We start from the raw sequence: 13,469 nt of genomic DNA, 5'->3' as shown, positions 1-13,469 counted from the left end.
CGTGAGGAAATAGTGGCGGGATTGTAACTGATATCTATTTGAAAAATAAGGGAAGAAGTTAAATTCTTACCCTTATTTTCTTTGAGGTAAATTAACGTTTTTTACCACGATTGGCATGAATCTTAAGCTTGGCTTTCATCTTACGTTTATCCGCCCCTCGACCTTTACGGCGAGGTGCACGATCAGGTTCGACTTCAGAGGCCGGACTTGGTTCAAAGCCTGCCAACCACTCTTGTGGTAATCGCGTTTCTAGCAAACGCTCTATTGCTTCCAGAAGATACTGCTCATCGTGACTCATTAACGATACTGCAAAACCCGCATGCCCCGCTCGACCTGTTCGTCCAATACGATGGATATAGTCTTCCGCTTTATACGGCAGCTCAAAGTTCACAACTTGCTCCAGCTGCTGAATATCTAGTCCACGAGCCGCAACATCCGTTGCAATCAATGCTCGTACTTTTCCTGATTTAAAATCATCCAACGCTTTTTGACGCGCTCCTTGGCTCTTATCACCATTGATTGAAACCGCATTGATACCATCGAGCTTAAGCTCTTTTGCGAGTGCATCACTACCCTGCTTTGTTTTGGTAAACACCAATACCTGTTGCCAATTGCGAGAGCCAATTAAGTACGCCAGCAGTTCATGTTTACGTTTTTTGTCGACGGGATAAACCATCTGTTTTACGGTATCTGCCGTCGAGTTCGCAGGGGTGACTTGAACTTCGACCGGCTCATTCATAATACGATGAGCCAGCGTTTTGATACGCTGTTCAAATGTTGCTGAGAACATCATATTTTGGCGTTCTTTTGGTAAGCGCTTGAGAATACGATTCAAATCTGGCATGAATCCCATATCTAACATACGGTCAGCTTCGTCCAAAATAAGATATTCGCATTCAGATAAAGTGATATTGCGGTTATGTTGGTGATCCAAAAGACGCCCTGGTGTTGCTACCAAGATGTCAGCACCACCAACTAGGTTTTTAGTTTGTACGCCCATACTTGTGCCACCGTAAGCGACGACTACTTTAAGCCCAGTGTCTTTTGCTAACGGTACTAAGCTATCAAACACCTGTTGTGCAAGTTCTCTTGTTGGAGTGAGTACTAAAGAACGAATAACTTTTGAGTTAGACTCCCGCTCATTAGGTTCTTGAGCAAGTTTGTGAATCAAAGGAAGCCCAAACGCCGCAGTTTTTCCCGTGCCTGTTTGTGCTCCAGCTAAGATATCTTTGCCATCAAGAACATGTGGAATGGCACGTACTTGAATAGGTGTTGGCGACTCATAGTTCAACGCAGTTAGATTTTGATGAATTGTGCTACTAAAAGCAAAAGAATCAAACGAAGTCACATCTTCGGAAGCATCAAGTAAAGTCTTGTCTGTCATAAATTCGCCAACAGGTATTATTTAGGGGTCGCGAGTGTATCAGATAACACGACATTGGTTAACGCCATTATTGCCTAAGTTCATCAATCCATTCCTAAACGGTGTTTAAACGCTACTACTGAGTAGGTATGCCAATACTTTCCTTTCAACTTGTTACTTAGACTAAATGTTTCTAGGGGCAAACATGATGATTGCCATACCAAGTAATGCAACCAATACGCCGACAATATCCCACATGGTTGGACGAATGCCGTCAACAAGCCAAAGCCACAATATTGCAACGAAAATATAAACGCCGCCGTATGCGGCGTACACTCTACCAGCCGCCGTAGGGTGCAAAGAAAGAAGCCAAGCGAACAACCCAAGACAAATCGCGGCAGGGACAAACAACCAAATTGACTTCCCTTCTTTTAACCACAAGTAAGGCAGATAGCAGCCTAATATCTCCGCCACTGCCGTGACGAAGAACAGCCCCATTGTCTTTAGTTCAGGCATGTAAAATATCCAATAACTGGATGGAGTCTGAGTCCTCCACAACTCTCACACCCTGACTGACAAGGTGCTCGATGACTTCCTGCACATTGTCAGGAAATACTGCGCGCGTCGAAGCTAAGTTCAGAATCACGTTAAAGCCTGCATCAACGAGCTGTTCAACAGACTTTTTCACACAGAAGTCCAGAGCCAAGCCACCAACAATCACATTCTTAATCTGTTGAGAATGTAAAAACTCAATCCCTCCCGTTGATAATGTATCAGCTTGATCGTGATAAAATGCGCCATAAGGATGAGCATCTGGATCGATACCTTTATTGATCTGAAAATCATAGTCACGAATCGCTGGCAGTCCTGGCAGCAACTCTACGCCTTCCGTTCCCACCACACAGTGAGGATTCCATTTGATGTCGACCTCAGGTAATCCAACCGGTTCCAGCATACGCTCCGGCGTTTCCGCCTCCCAAGCAGCGCCAGGAGGGTGCATATCTCGAGAAACCAGTTTTAACGCAGCTTTACTATGATTGTTTACCAACTCTGTAACAATCTCTAGCGCGCCTTGCACCGGCAATTCATCAGGACACAGCTCGCTAAATCCTTTTTGAGGGTCCACATCAATGGACGCAGTTTGGGATTTAAAGAGTTGTGTAGTGGTCAAAGACATGGTGACTTCCTTCACGATTCGTCTAGGGTTTAAACGGTAATACTCTCTATCATACTTAAGTAAATAGATAACACACGTCCTTTACGAATAGCGTCTTCACCCAACAGGGTATTTGACAATTTTCTCTGCCTTATCTAGAGTGCCATTTCTTTATCAATCCTAGTAACACAGTAGGAATGCCGGATGTCAGGCTCACTTTTCAACGATCGTATTATTCAAAGCGCACTCGATCTAGACGTATACAAAATCAATATGATGTTTGCAGCGTTCACGCATTACCCGCAGACGCGCGTGCGTTACGAACTTATTGTTCGATCAAATGAAGATTTATCAGACCTCCAATCCCTTATTGAAAAAGAGATAAACGCTCTTTCTGAATGTCGATTTACGACCGACGACATTGCTTATTTAAAAACTCAAGCCCCTTATCTCAACGATAACTTCCTCACCTATCTGTCTGACTTCGCATTTGCACCTAAGCGCCAAGTGAAGGTATCTAAGACTGATGAGCAGCTCAGTGTTTCTATCAACGGCATTTGGCACGAAACCATTCTTTACGAAACCTTGGTGATGAGCATCATCTCAGAACTACGCAGTCGCCAACGTTGGAACGCAATTCCTTACTCGCAGTTCGCGACTACGCTTGAACAAAAAGTCACTGCAATAAAATCCGAGCTGACGAAACGTTCCATTGATAATTTTCAGTTTTCTGAAATGGGTAGCCGTCGTCGATTTAGCGCGCCGGTTCAGCGCGAGGTGGTGAGCTACTTCAAGCAACATGCTCCTGCACTAATGAGTGGCACAAGCAACTATCAACTAGCAAAAGAGCTAGGCCTCACGCCAATTGGTACCGTGGCACATGAATGGTTTATGGCGCATCAAGCACTAGTGGAACCACAGAAGTCCCAACAAGTTGCTCTAGACCTTTGGCAGTCTACGTTTAATGGAAAACTTGGTATTGCGCTTACTGATACGATTGGTATTGATGCCTTTTTGAAGGACTTCAACGTAGAGCGAGCTACTGACTACGCTGGCGTACGTCATGATTCAGGCAATCCTTTTGAATGGGGTGACAAAATGATCGCGCATTACCAGTCCCTTGGTATCGATCCAATGTCAAAAATCTTAATCTTCACCGATGGATTAAATTTTGCTGACGCTCTCGACATATGTGAGTACTTCGCCGGCCGTGCGAATATCAGCTTTGGCATAGGTACATTCCTAGCCAATGACATGGGCAATTGGCAACAAGACTCTGTGCAATATCAGCCTCTGTCTATTGTCGTCAAAATGGCTGAATGCAATGGTCTTCCCGTTGCTAAAATCAGCGACGAGCCTGAAAAAGCCATGTGTGAAGATGAAGAATTTTTAGCTGAATTAAAAAAAAGCTTCGGTGTACAAAGTAAATTTGCGGCGTAAGGGCACGCCTTCAACTACTCCGCTATTTCCATCCTTGAAGCCACTTATCGCTGTCTTTTAACTCTGTCCAATCAATCGAATATTCGTTATGAGACAGCACGGCTTCAAGCTTGCATGACATAACGATCCCATCCTCTTCAAACTCGACTTCTGACACTAGAAAATGCTTTTCTCTATTAAGCGGCTTAGTCGCCGTCCATTTACTGTTTCGTAGTTTCGCTGGATTAATACGATTCATCTCAAACCTATAACCATCTGTTTATCATTGGAATTTCTTCTACGCGGCAGATATAGATTAAGTTCAAACAAGACAAACGTAGTTCGCCAAATTATCAGAAAATCTTCCCGACCTTAACCGCTTGTTCAAGAACCTCGGGATACAGCTCAGCGAAAAAGTCTGAAAACTCTTGATAATTCTGTTCTAGTTGCACTCCACAGTCAGCGAGTGGTGTCATGCGCATACTTCTAAGCGACATTCGCTCTAAGGCGTACCGTATGTTGTCGAGGTCGCTGTATGACTCTAGCCAACGTCCTTGCCACATATGAGAAGTCATGTTTACAAACCGCTCTGGTAACACTTCTTCGGTCGATGTAATTTCTGCCTCTGCACTATCAACAAATTCTTGCAGGGTTTGCGAGTGGTAATCATGCCATCGCTTGGCTAGACAGTGGTCCCAAAACATATCCATGGCGATTGGTGCAAATCGTTTTAAGTTTGGTTCGAAACGCTGTTTACACAGTTTGATGATGGCATGGTTGTCGGTGTAAGAGTCTACAAAACGGTGCAGTCTGATCCCTTGGCTAACATCAGCGTTATAGAGCTTTGAGGGGTCCCCCTTAACAAAGTCTCCAAGCAAGTTACCTAGTAGACTACTCTGACAGTGATCAGCAATGTGCAGGTGTGCTAAGAAATTCATAACTCTCCGTTACTAGTCGTTTGCTACATTGTGGTGACTGTTATCCAAACGGTCAAATCCCACACTCGTTCATAGCCTCGTAAGCGCTAAGTGTAAATCTGACGAAACACTCAATAAAAATCTGATATCAGCCATCAACTCGACACCACCCTGCCGTCACAATTAAACTCGCGCCTCTTACATTTGTGAAGTTCCACGAAGGATCGTTTGCAATGTACATATCATTTATTATTTTCAAAGGAAGTGTCTTTATGGACAAAGATCATAGCCTTAGAGAGAACCTACTCGCTCTCACTCTTGGCAGCGCACTGGTATCACTTGGCGTTATTTTTTTCAACCAAGTGGGGCTGCTGACCGGCGGTACTGCAGGACTCGCGCTGTTCATCACTAAAGTGACCGCTCTCAGTTTTGGTCAAGTGTTCTTTATGCTTAACTTGCCCTTCTACATTCTTTCGGTTACACGAATGGGATGGCAATTCACCATTAATACCTTTATTGCCGTGAGTATCGTTTCATTCGCGGTAGACCATCTTCACCACGTCATTCAGATCGCACACATTGAGCCGATCTATGCTGCGTTGATTGGCGGAGGACTCATTGGAATGGGTATGTTGGTCATCTTCCGTCATAAAATGAGTTTGGGTGGATTTAATATTCTCGCTCTGTTTTTGCAAGAGCGCTTTGGCATTCGAGCAGGCAAAGTTCAAATGGCACTAGACTGTACTATCGTGGTTCTGTCACTGTTTGTGGTCGATTTCTATCTCATCACGCTATCCGTTGTCGGTGCCATTGCAACTAACCTAATTTTAGCAATGAATCACAAGCCGGGACGTTATCAGCCTGTCGTAGCCAACTCTTAAAAGTAGATCTCTACAGGCATTCCTTGAATCAGTTCTTCTCTAGGTGGAACTGGTTCATCGATGGTCAATACCACTTCCAACAGCGCTTGTTGTCCTTCAAAAGGCTTGGACAATTGAATCGGTAATTTTGAGGCAAGTTCTGTAGGCCTTGAGACGTGAGCATTAATCCTCTTTCCGTTCGGTAATTTAACGGTTACTTTACTCGAAACCTTCGCCTTATCAATGTGTTTCGAATCTAAGTAAGCTATGACTTTAACCTGGTCGGTATCCGGTGCAATCGTAATTAATTCCATATGCGCTTCAAACCGCTCCCCTCTTTTTGCAACAACGTTTATCACATGTCCATCAAATGGAGCAGAAATAAGTAGAGCGCGTTTTTGACTCTGTTTGCGATTTAACTCTTGTTTAAGTTGACGAATAATATTGGTAATCGAACCAACATATTGTTCGTCAGCTTCTTCCAACTTCGCGAGAACCAATTCTAGCGAAGCTTTGGATTTAAGCGACTGAGCCGAATAATAGTTGTTTAAAACCGAAGCGTAGTCTCCGGTACTGACTAATCCTTCATTATTGAACTTTTGAAATTCGCGCTTTATTTTTTCAATTTCGTTGAGGTTTTTCTGCGCTTCCATTTCCGATGCAGCATACATACTCGACAGATCTTTCCCTCTACGTTGAGCATAGTTCGCTAACTCATCAATCTGCCCTTGCAAAAAACTGATTTCATCGTCCAACACTCTATTTTGCAACTGAAGTAAAAACTGTCCCTTCGAAAAACTATCGCCAACTTCAAAGAACAGACTCTCAACTACGCTTTCTTGCGGCGCACTAATAGATACCGGCTCGTAGCTTACTACGCCTTGAGCTATAGTAAAGACCTGCGGCTTAACGAGGTAGTACAGAGCCAACGCAACCGGGAGAATAACTATCGCCAGCAACGCAAACCAACGAAGCCTATAACCCGTTCGCTTAGCCTCTCCATAGGCAACATTCATCCCACGTTCTTTTTGTGGGGATTTTTGTTTATTCGTTTGAAATGTAACTTTCAAAACCTTTTACCTCTCTTTAATACCCACCAAGGTGCCATACTCGACTCCTCATGAGAGCGTCGTACTGTTTCGTTGATAATTGAAAAAGCCGTCACAAATCGAGAAAAGACAGCATATATCGGATAAATGAATAGCCAACCAGCAAGGCTAACATCGCTCATTTTTCTCTCAGATATTAAAAATAGGTAGACCGTAAATTTAACCACGACAAAGCCTAGATATATCCCGTACACGATAAAGGATACTGACGCGAAAAATAGAATTGGGTAGCTAGCAAAAATGTAGCTTGTGAATAGCACGATGAAAATTGGTAACAAGACATTTTGAAGAACACCATAAACCATCGTATAAAGAAACACACGCCAGCCCAGTAACCTTGGTGTCAATCCTTTGATATGTTTTCGAAGGTACAGAAATAACAGGTCACCATCCCAACGCAGTCGTTGCAGTACAAAGTCCCTCAATGTGTCTGGCGCATCAGTATGCCCAACTGCATGAGGCGTAAAGGCGAGCTTTGACTGTTGGTAACGACGTTTATATTGTTTGAGACGCATGGTCAAATCTAAATCTTCAGCGGTATGAGTGTCCCAGCCTCCAACACGTTTTAACTGTTTCTTCCTAAACGCACCAAATGCTCCTGAGATATTATTTAACAACCCAAATTGACTAGTACCGGTTTTGCCTCCTTGCATTGACATCATATACTCGAGGGCCTGCATCCTAGTCAGAACGTTCTTGTCCCAATTTCTAACCCTCAATGCTCCACCACTTGCTATGACATTAGAATCGGTAAACTGACGCATCATTTTGAACGTCATATCATTATCAAAAGAGGTATCACCATCGACGTTAATCACAATGTCATGTTTCGCTTTATATAGGCCGGTGTTTAGGGTTGAGACTCTGCCTCCTCTCTGCCACTTAGGAATAACCCGAACTACTCTATCTTTACGCGAAGCATATTTTTCCTGAAGCTTCATCGCAGTTTGGTAGGTTTCTACATTCTGAACAGCCCCATCGACAACAGCGAGTATCTCTATATTACCTGGGTATACTTGCTCCACCAGCGTATCCACGGTGACCTCTATTCCCTTTCCTTCACCGTAACAAGTGATGATGAAGCTGACATTGGGGGTGTGCGTGTTAATTGGCACTTTATTTTTCCAATGCCATTTAAAAATGCCTATTAATACTAAAAGTATCAAAGGCAACTCCACCATCAGAATGACAGGCAAAAACGTAATCAATAACTCCGTATTCGTGAATACTTGATTCGAGATGGTTTTTGCAACTGTGATTATGCCCTCAATCATTTAATTCTGACTTCCTTTCACTTAACCATTCGGGAGCAACAGTTAGATCTATGCTTGGTAACAGCCAACTTTTGACTATTAAAGAAAGTAGTTCTGAGTCTACTTTGCCAGCGAACTCTGAGATTCTCGTTTCAATAGTGGATAAAAAACTCGACTCGCAATGAGGGAGAAGTATGAAGAATACATCGTCCGTGTACTGGCAGCTTAAGTCCGTAGTTCTGAACAATGACTCCAACTGTTCTGAAAACGCACTTATGAATTCGATATAGGCGACATCCCCAAACTTCAAGATGTAGTCATCAATGTTTTGAACTTTAATCCCAATTAAAAGATCTTGATGTTTATGTCGAAGGGAAAGTTGATTTTTCCAGGCTAAAGTCGCTTCAAAAACAGACGTCGTTACAGAGCCAGAGAGTATGATGTTACGTTTTGATTCAAGCTGGTCATCTAAAAGGTAGCGTTGCGCACTTTCCCCTACTGAGTAGCGGTAAAAGCTTCGTGATGTTAGCTCATTGACCGAGTTGGTATGGTCACATGTCATACATTTTGCGACCACATCAGACTCTACAAACTCTTGATGACAGTTATTACAATCATACAGCTCTAATGGTCGGTCATAGTCGACTCCAATATGTTTAAGCTCGGTATGACACTTTGGGCAACTCATTGTTCTTCTTGATAAGAACAGCTTGGCATCATCTACATGGCCACATGTAAAACAATGCAACGCATCAAAAGTTTTGATATCAATTGAACGACATGAAGGGCAAGTATCGACAAAATTCAAGTGCCCAGACTGACAAGAGTGACAGTAACGTACTCTGTCGACACATTGATCTGCTTCTATTAAGTCAGCATCAACCAACCTATGAAGGTAACGAAAAGGGGTTCGAACTTGGTTATGATAAATATCTAACAAGGGATAACGGTATATGGCCGTCTCACTGATGACTTTCATCGGAGACATTTTTCTCGTTTCATCCAGCCATAAATAAGCTAACAATTTGTCGTTCGGCTCATTGATGATTCGATTAAGCTTCTCAGAAGGCAAATGCTTTTCTTTACTAGATAGCCAATCAGTATCCACTAATCCATCAGACAAATAATCACTTAGTAAACTGGGCTGACAAGTAAATACTCTCCAGCTCCACCCATATTTAGAGTGGTGTATTTGACTTAATATGTGGTCTTGTTCTTCATTGTTCAGGTTTAAAACACAAACAACGCCTGATTGCGCTAACAATGTTTCGTTCAATGAAACACTCTTTAGCTCTAGAGCACTATTACTGAGCAATTGGGGAACTTTACCTAGTACACATATCGTCATTGAATCTTATCCACATATCGGTAGCTGACAAACTACTGTTAAAACTAGCACAAGAGTCCTATATTAATACCTTTAACAATCTCTTTAGGAATATCACTTATTTCTATTTAAACAACAAATTGGAAATAAGTTTCCAACTGTTCCCCATTCGAAGTAACATCTAACTGAAGCTGCTCTCGTTCACTTCCTCCCCACCACTCTTTGCCTGTTTGATTCCTCAGGTATAATTGAGTCGTCAATATTTCACTGTCTCCCTTTTTTAGTTTTACATGAATATGGGGAGGTCTCGTCGCATAAGGGACGGGAAACAAAGTGGAAAAGTCAAAGCTCCCGTTAATATCGGATTCGACAGCTCCAAAGCCAGCAAATGCTCGGTTGAACCGCTCGATATTGGGTTGTTTTGGGTGATCATAGTAGCCATCGCCATCACATTGCCAAATCTCAACACGAATTCCAGCTAAAGGCTCACCTTTTGAATTTTTCACTTTACCGCTCAGTTGAAAGGGCTTACCGGTCAACTTTGTTGAATCTAGGATAAGATTCGAACGAACGGGTATATTCGTTACTGGATAAAACGGACCTTCAGCTTGTGACGGCGTTTTGGGGAGTGGGGTCTTAGCTAATACAGGCCAAGCAAACCATATTGAACAGACTGTTATAAATTGCCTTCTTTGCATCTCAATTCCCTCCACATTCCATAAAACAAGTGTGGCTCACATCTCATGTATTTCTAGTTTTCAGGCGAGTCGCACTTTTTCTCGTCGTTAGGAAGGAAAAATGCCATAGAAATATCACTCTGTCTTTTTCCGTTGATATACACTTAAAACAAGAAAAAAGGAGTTTATTCAATGATAAAGATGTTGGTATGCGATTTTGATGGAACAATCAGTGGTGGGCCTACCAATGAGTTAACAGAGTTTACTTCCTACGTTGAAGCTCAAACAGGTATGCAGTTCGTTGTCGCTACAGGGAGAACCTTTCATTCTATTAACGATGGACTAGCTCAGCATACGTTACCTAGACCTCATACTATTGTCAGTGACGTCGGCACTCAGATTCATCATAAACGCACACTGACCCCTGACAATGATTGGCACACAAAAATGGATTGTCTATGGGATGAAGGGAAAGTTTCTGCCGCGTTACATGATTGTGGCTTTTTGGGGAAACAGACACCTGAACATCAAGGCAGCTACAAGCTGACTTATGAAGGGAGATTAGACAGTAAGCAATTACAGTACCTACAAACTCTGTTTCAAGACAATGAGCTTTGTGTTGACCTAACCTACTCGCACGATTGGTTTTTAGACATCACACCAAAAGGTATAAATAAAGCAACCGCCATCCAACACTTAATGAATAAGCATCAGCTTTGTCCTTCAGAAGTTGTCGTTGCAGGCGACTCTGGCAACGATACCGCCATGCTGACCATAGCAGGGATTAACGCCATATTGGTGGCAAATCACTATCAAGAAGTCGCACACCTTTCTTCGTTATCTCATGTATATACTGCGAAAAACACCCATGCACTTGGTGTACTCGAAGGGCTGAAACACTGGCAAAACAATCAATGAATGTGTAGACCCAAACAACAAAAAAGCCAGTAGTGTTAACTACTGGCTATGTTTAGCTATTTCAGAGATGATTATGCGGCGGCAAAGTCGAGGGAACGTACTTTTTGTTTAAGTTCTGGAATCAGCGTAGAACTCGCGCTGAATTTTCTCAGCCCTAGATTCATCAACAGCTCTGTCGCTTTAACATCCCCTGCCATTTCACCACACATACTAACCGAAATACCGGCTTTGTTTGCAGATTGAATGGTCAGTTCAATGGCTTTAATAACCGCTGGTTCGAAGTAATTTACTAGCTCAGCAACTTCAGTATTCCCTCGGTCAGCCGCCATAACATATTGTGTTAGGTCATTGGTGCCAATCGAGAAGAAGTCGACCTCTGCCGCCAAGGCATCCGCGTTGAATACCGCAGCTGGTACTTCAATCATAATACCAACAGGCAGCTTGGATTTAGATATACCCAACTTCTCACACTGTTTAGCGATCAATGCTTTCACTGCTTTCACTTCAGTGACCGTTGCAATCATTGGAATCATCAATTGAATGTTAGGTTGTTCTGCGTAAGCTCTTAAAACTGCACGTAACTGCGTTTCAAAAAGCGCTTCATGCTTCAAGCACAGGCGCACGCCACGCTGACCCAAGAAAGGGTTTTCCTCTTCTGGCATCGGATATGCGGCAAGCGGTTTGTCACCACCAACATCAAGACTACGAATCGTAATTGGCATGTCGCCAAACGCAGCTGCAATCTCTTTGTAAACCGTATATTGTTCATCTTCTGTTGGTAGTTCTGCGCTTTCTTGGAATAGGAACTCGGTACGGAACAGGCCAACCCCTTCAGCGCCATTGGCTAACGCCGCTTCTACATCTTCAGGACCACCGATGTTAGCTAAAGCGTGAATCGAGGTACCATCTTGGGTTACTGCTTGTAATTGAGCATTTTGCAAAGCGATCTCTTGAGCCGCCAACCATTCATGACGCTTACTATTAAGCTCTTCTTGTACCGCTGGAGGTGGCGCAAACCACAATAAACCACTGAAACCATCTACTGTGATGCTATCCCCTACTTTGACTTGTTCAAGGCAACCTTGCACTTTTACTATTGCAGGAATTCCCATAGCTCTCGCCAAGATCGCACTGTGAGAGGTTTTGCCGCCTTCACTTAGACAGATGGCTACAACTTTTGATTTATTAAGACCAGCCACATCCGAAGGCATTAAATCACGAGCGAGTAAGACACTTGGCTCAGCGATGGTTATCGCCTTCGTTTTCTCACCCGTCAATGACAGCATCACTTGACGGCAAATATCATAAACGTCAGCTTCACGCTCACGCATGTATTGGCTTTCCGCAGCTTGATACTGTGCCGCTAGCGCCATCATCACATCCATCCACGCTTGCTCAGCGATTAACTCCGCAGCAACTTTTGCCTCTGCTTGAGCCGCAATTTCAGGGTCAGCCAACATCATGGCATGCGCAGCAAAAATTTCACCATGAGGCAACTTTGCTTGAGCTTCTAAATGTTGCTTAACCTCAGTGATAGCTTGCTTAAGCTTCGCAATTTCTTGCTCTGTAGTGGTAAATGTACGCATTGGAACATTGGGCATTTCTTGGGTAAAGATGACTGCCGGAGCCGTCACGATACCGCCATTGACACTAATACCAGCCAAGGCACCTTCAATGTCGTTAGTAAGCTCAGGAGCTTCTTCCAACACCTCTTCTACTGCAATGCCTTGAGCGACTTGTTCCGCTTCACCAAAGTGCTCATTAGCAAGGCTAACAAAAGCGTCTAATGCGTTTTGGGCATCCTCACCGCTGACGTAGAACGTAATCTGTTCATCACAACGAACCCCTAATTTAGCAATGCTATTTAGACTCTTCGCACTGACTTTTTGTCCTGCTTTTTCGAGGTACACATCGGCAGAAAACGGCGCTAGACAACCTACGATCGCCGCAGCTGGTCGTGCGTGAATACCATGTGGGTTTTTAACCATCCATTGGAAGCTTAACGCATTCGCATCATCGACAGACTCGTCCGCGACGTCAGGAGACTGCACAGCAAGCTCCTCACCTAGATGTTCTTTTTTCACATCTAAAGCACTGGATGCTTCGGCGATTACCGCCTCAATAGATAAGCCAGCCGCCGCCGCTACTGACGCTGCCATTGTGCCTTCTACTATTGGCGCAGACACCAGTGCGACTTTGTCCCGGGTCTCATCATCTAACAGTTCTAATGCCATTTCAGTACTAAGTAGCGCACTACCTAAGTCCATTAAAACAACAGCACCACCTTGATCACATACTTCTTCAATCGCCCCCATAACGGCGATTGCATCTGTGCCGATTGGGTTCTCGGGATCATCAACCCCCGCTGCGATCGCAATATTAGCTTTGCCTTGCGTCATTTGAGTGGCCAGTTCGGCCACTCCTTCTGCTAATAGGCGGCTATGCGATACTACTACAATGCCTACCATGC

13 protein-coding genes are annotated in these 13,469 nt (G+C 43.6%); 3 read left to right on the top strand and 10 right to left on the bottom strand.

Annotation, left to right across the window (positions count from 1 at the left end; translation table 11 throughout):
- Positions 1-91 precede the first annotated feature (91 nt).
- From AWH66_RS12520 to AWH66_RS12510, 3 genes are all read right to left on the bottom strand, one after another.
- Positions 92-1,384, bottom strand: a complete 1,293-nt coding sequence (locus tag AWH66_RS12520; RefSeq protein ID WP_240495618.1) for a DEAD/DEAH box helicase — start codon at positions 1,382-1,384, stop codon at positions 92-94.
- Positions 1,385-1,546: 162 nt separating this feature from the next.
- Complete coding sequence (locus AWH66_RS12515) at positions 1,547-1,879, bottom strand: YnfA family protein (RefSeq protein ID WP_063606932.1); 333 nt, start codon at positions 1,877-1,879, stop codon at positions 1,547-1,549.
- On the bottom strand, positions 1,872-2,540 hold the full coding sequence (locus tag AWH66_RS12510; protein ID WP_063606931.1) for an isochorismatase family protein: 669 nt from the start codon (positions 2,538-2,540) through the stop codon (positions 1,872-1,874). Before AWH66_RS12510 ends, AWH66_RS12515 begins: the two co-directional genes overlap by 8 nt.
- Before the next feature lie 183 nt (positions 2,541-2,723).
- On the opposite strand from AWH66_RS12510, the gene pncB reads away from it, so the two are divergent.
- Positions 2,724-3,959, top strand: coding sequence for a nicotinate phosphoribosyltransferase (pncB, locus tag AWH66_RS12505; protein WP_063606930.1), 1,236 nt, complete (start codon positions 2,724-2,726; stop codon positions 3,957-3,959).
- 22 nt (positions 3,960-3,981) lie between these two features.
- On the opposite strand, the gene AWH66_RS12500 is transcribed toward pncB, so the two are convergent.
- Both AWH66_RS12500 and AWH66_RS12495 read right to left on the bottom strand, forming a co-directional pair.
- Positions 3,982-4,197 (bottom strand): TIGR02450 family Trp-rich protein, encoded by a 216-nt coding sequence (locus tag AWH66_RS12500; RefSeq protein WP_063606929.1) that lies wholly within the window; start codon positions 4,195-4,197, stop codon positions 3,982-3,984.
- 94 nt (positions 4,198-4,291) lie between these two features.
- Positions 4,292-4,876, bottom strand: a complete 585-nt coding sequence (locus AWH66_RS12495) for an acyl carrier protein phosphodiesterase (RefSeq protein WP_063606928.1) — start codon at positions 4,874-4,876, stop codon at positions 4,292-4,294.
- 251 nt (positions 4,877-5,127) lie between these two features.
- On the opposite strand from AWH66_RS12495, the gene AWH66_RS12490 reads away from it, so the two are divergent.
- The gene (locus tag AWH66_RS12490) at positions 5,128-5,736 is read left to right on the top strand and encodes a DUF6198 family protein (protein ID WP_063606927.1); all 609 of its coding nucleotides are present in this window, start codon (positions 5,128-5,130) and stop codon (positions 5,734-5,736) included.
- Here the strand turns inward: AWH66_RS12490 and AWH66_RS12485 are convergent.
- From AWH66_RS12485 to AWH66_RS12470, 4 genes are all read right to left on the bottom strand, one after another.
- A complete protein-coding gene (locus tag AWH66_RS12485) occupies positions 5,733-6,785 on the bottom strand; it encodes an HlyD family secretion protein (RefSeq protein ID WP_063606926.1) in 1,053 nt (350 codons plus the stop codon). The two genes, AWH66_RS12490 and AWH66_RS12485, sit on opposite strands and share 4 nt — an antisense overlap.
- Positions 6,782-8,098, bottom strand: a complete 1,317-nt coding sequence (locus AWH66_RS12480; RefSeq protein ID WP_063606925.1) for a glycosyltransferase family 2 protein — start codon at positions 8,096-8,098, stop codon at positions 6,782-6,784. The genes AWH66_RS12485 and AWH66_RS12480 overlap by 4 nt, the downstream gene beginning before the upstream one ends.
- Positions 8,091-9,425 carry a TackOD1 domain-containing metal-binding protein gene (locus AWH66_RS12475; RefSeq protein ID WP_063606924.1) on the bottom strand — a complete coding sequence of 445 codons (1,335 nt, stop codon included), beginning with the start codon at positions 9,423-9,425 and terminating at the stop codon, positions 8,091-8,093. The genes AWH66_RS12480 and AWH66_RS12475 overlap by 8 nt, the downstream gene beginning before the upstream one ends.
- 107 nt (positions 9,426-9,532) lie before the next feature.
- On the bottom strand, positions 9,533-10,102 hold the full coding sequence (locus AWH66_RS12470) for a dioxygenase family protein (protein WP_063606923.1): 570 nt from the start codon (positions 10,100-10,102) through the stop codon (positions 9,533-9,535).
- 171 nt (positions 10,103-10,273) lie between these two features.
- Between AWH66_RS12470 and AWH66_RS12465 the strand changes: the two genes are divergently transcribed.
- Positions 10,274-10,999, top strand: a complete 726-nt coding sequence (locus AWH66_RS12465; RefSeq protein ID WP_063606922.1) for an HAD-IIB family hydrolase — start codon at positions 10,274-10,276, stop codon at positions 10,997-10,999.
- Between the two features lie 71 nt (positions 11,000-11,070).
- Here the strand turns inward: AWH66_RS12465 and ptsP are convergent, their stop codons facing one another.
- Positions 11,071-13,467, bottom strand: coding sequence for a phosphoenolpyruvate--protein phosphotransferase (gene ptsP / locus AWH66_RS12460; protein WP_063606921.1), 2,397 nt, complete (start codon positions 13,465-13,467; stop codon positions 11,071-11,073).
- Positions 13,468-13,469: the final 2 nt, after the last annotated feature.

Origin of the sequence: Vibrio barjaei (genome assembly GCF_001639065.2) — a bacterium.
GTDB classification, from domain to species: Bacteria; Pseudomonadota; Gammaproteobacteria; order Enterobacterales; family Vibrionaceae; genus Vibrio; species Vibrio barjaei.
The sequence above is the reverse complement of the archived record's forward strand: the minus strand, read 5'-3'. Positions and strand labels throughout refer to the sequence as shown.

Bases quoted from the DNA above. Each gene is read 5' to 3' on its own strand.
- AWH66_RS12495 (WP_063606928.1), bottom strand. From the start codon at position 4,876: ATGAATTTCTTAGCACACCTGCACATTGCTGATCACTGTCAGAGTAGT.
- AWH66_RS12490 (WP_063606927.1), top strand. From the start codon at position 5,128: ATGGACAAAGATCATAGCCTTAGAGAGAACCTACTCGCTCTCACTCTT.
- AWH66_RS12475 (WP_063606924.1), bottom strand. From the start codon at position 9,425: ATGACGATATGTGTACTAGGTAAAGTTCCCCAATTGCTCAGTAATAGT.
- AWH66_RS12480 (WP_063606925.1), bottom strand. From the start codon at position 8,098: ATGATTGAGGGCATAATCACAGTTGCAAAAACCATCTCGAATCAAGTA.
- AWH66_RS12500 (WP_063606929.1), bottom strand. From the start codon at position 4,197: ATGAATCGTATTAATCCAGCGAAACTACGAAACAGTAAATGGACGGCG.
- AWH66_RS12510 (WP_063606931.1), bottom strand. From the start codon at position 2,540: ATGTCTTTGACCACTACACAACTCTTTAAATCCCAAACTGCGTCCATT.
- AWH66_RS12515 (WP_063606932.1), bottom strand. From the start codon at position 1,879: ATGCCTGAACTAAAGACAATGGGGCTGTTCTTCGTCACGGCAGTGGCG.
- AWH66_RS12470 (WP_063606923.1), bottom strand. From the start codon at position 10,102: ATGCAAAGAAGGCAATTTATAACAGTCTGTTCAATATGGTTTGCTTGG.
- AWH66_RS12520 (WP_240495618.1), bottom strand. From the start codon at position 1,384: ATGACAGACAAGACTTTACTTGATGCTTCCGAAGATGTGACTTCGTTT.
- ptsP (WP_063606921.1), bottom strand. From the start codon at position 13,467: ATGGTAGGCATTGTAGTAGTATCGCATAGCCGCCTATTAGCAGAAGGA.
- pncB (WP_063606930.1), top strand. From the start codon at position 2,724: ATGTCAGGCTCACTTTTCAACGATCGTATTATTCAAAGCGCACTCGAT.
- AWH66_RS12465 (WP_063606922.1), top strand. From the start codon at position 10,274: ATGATAAAGATGTTGGTATGCGATTTTGATGGAACAATCAGTGGTGGG.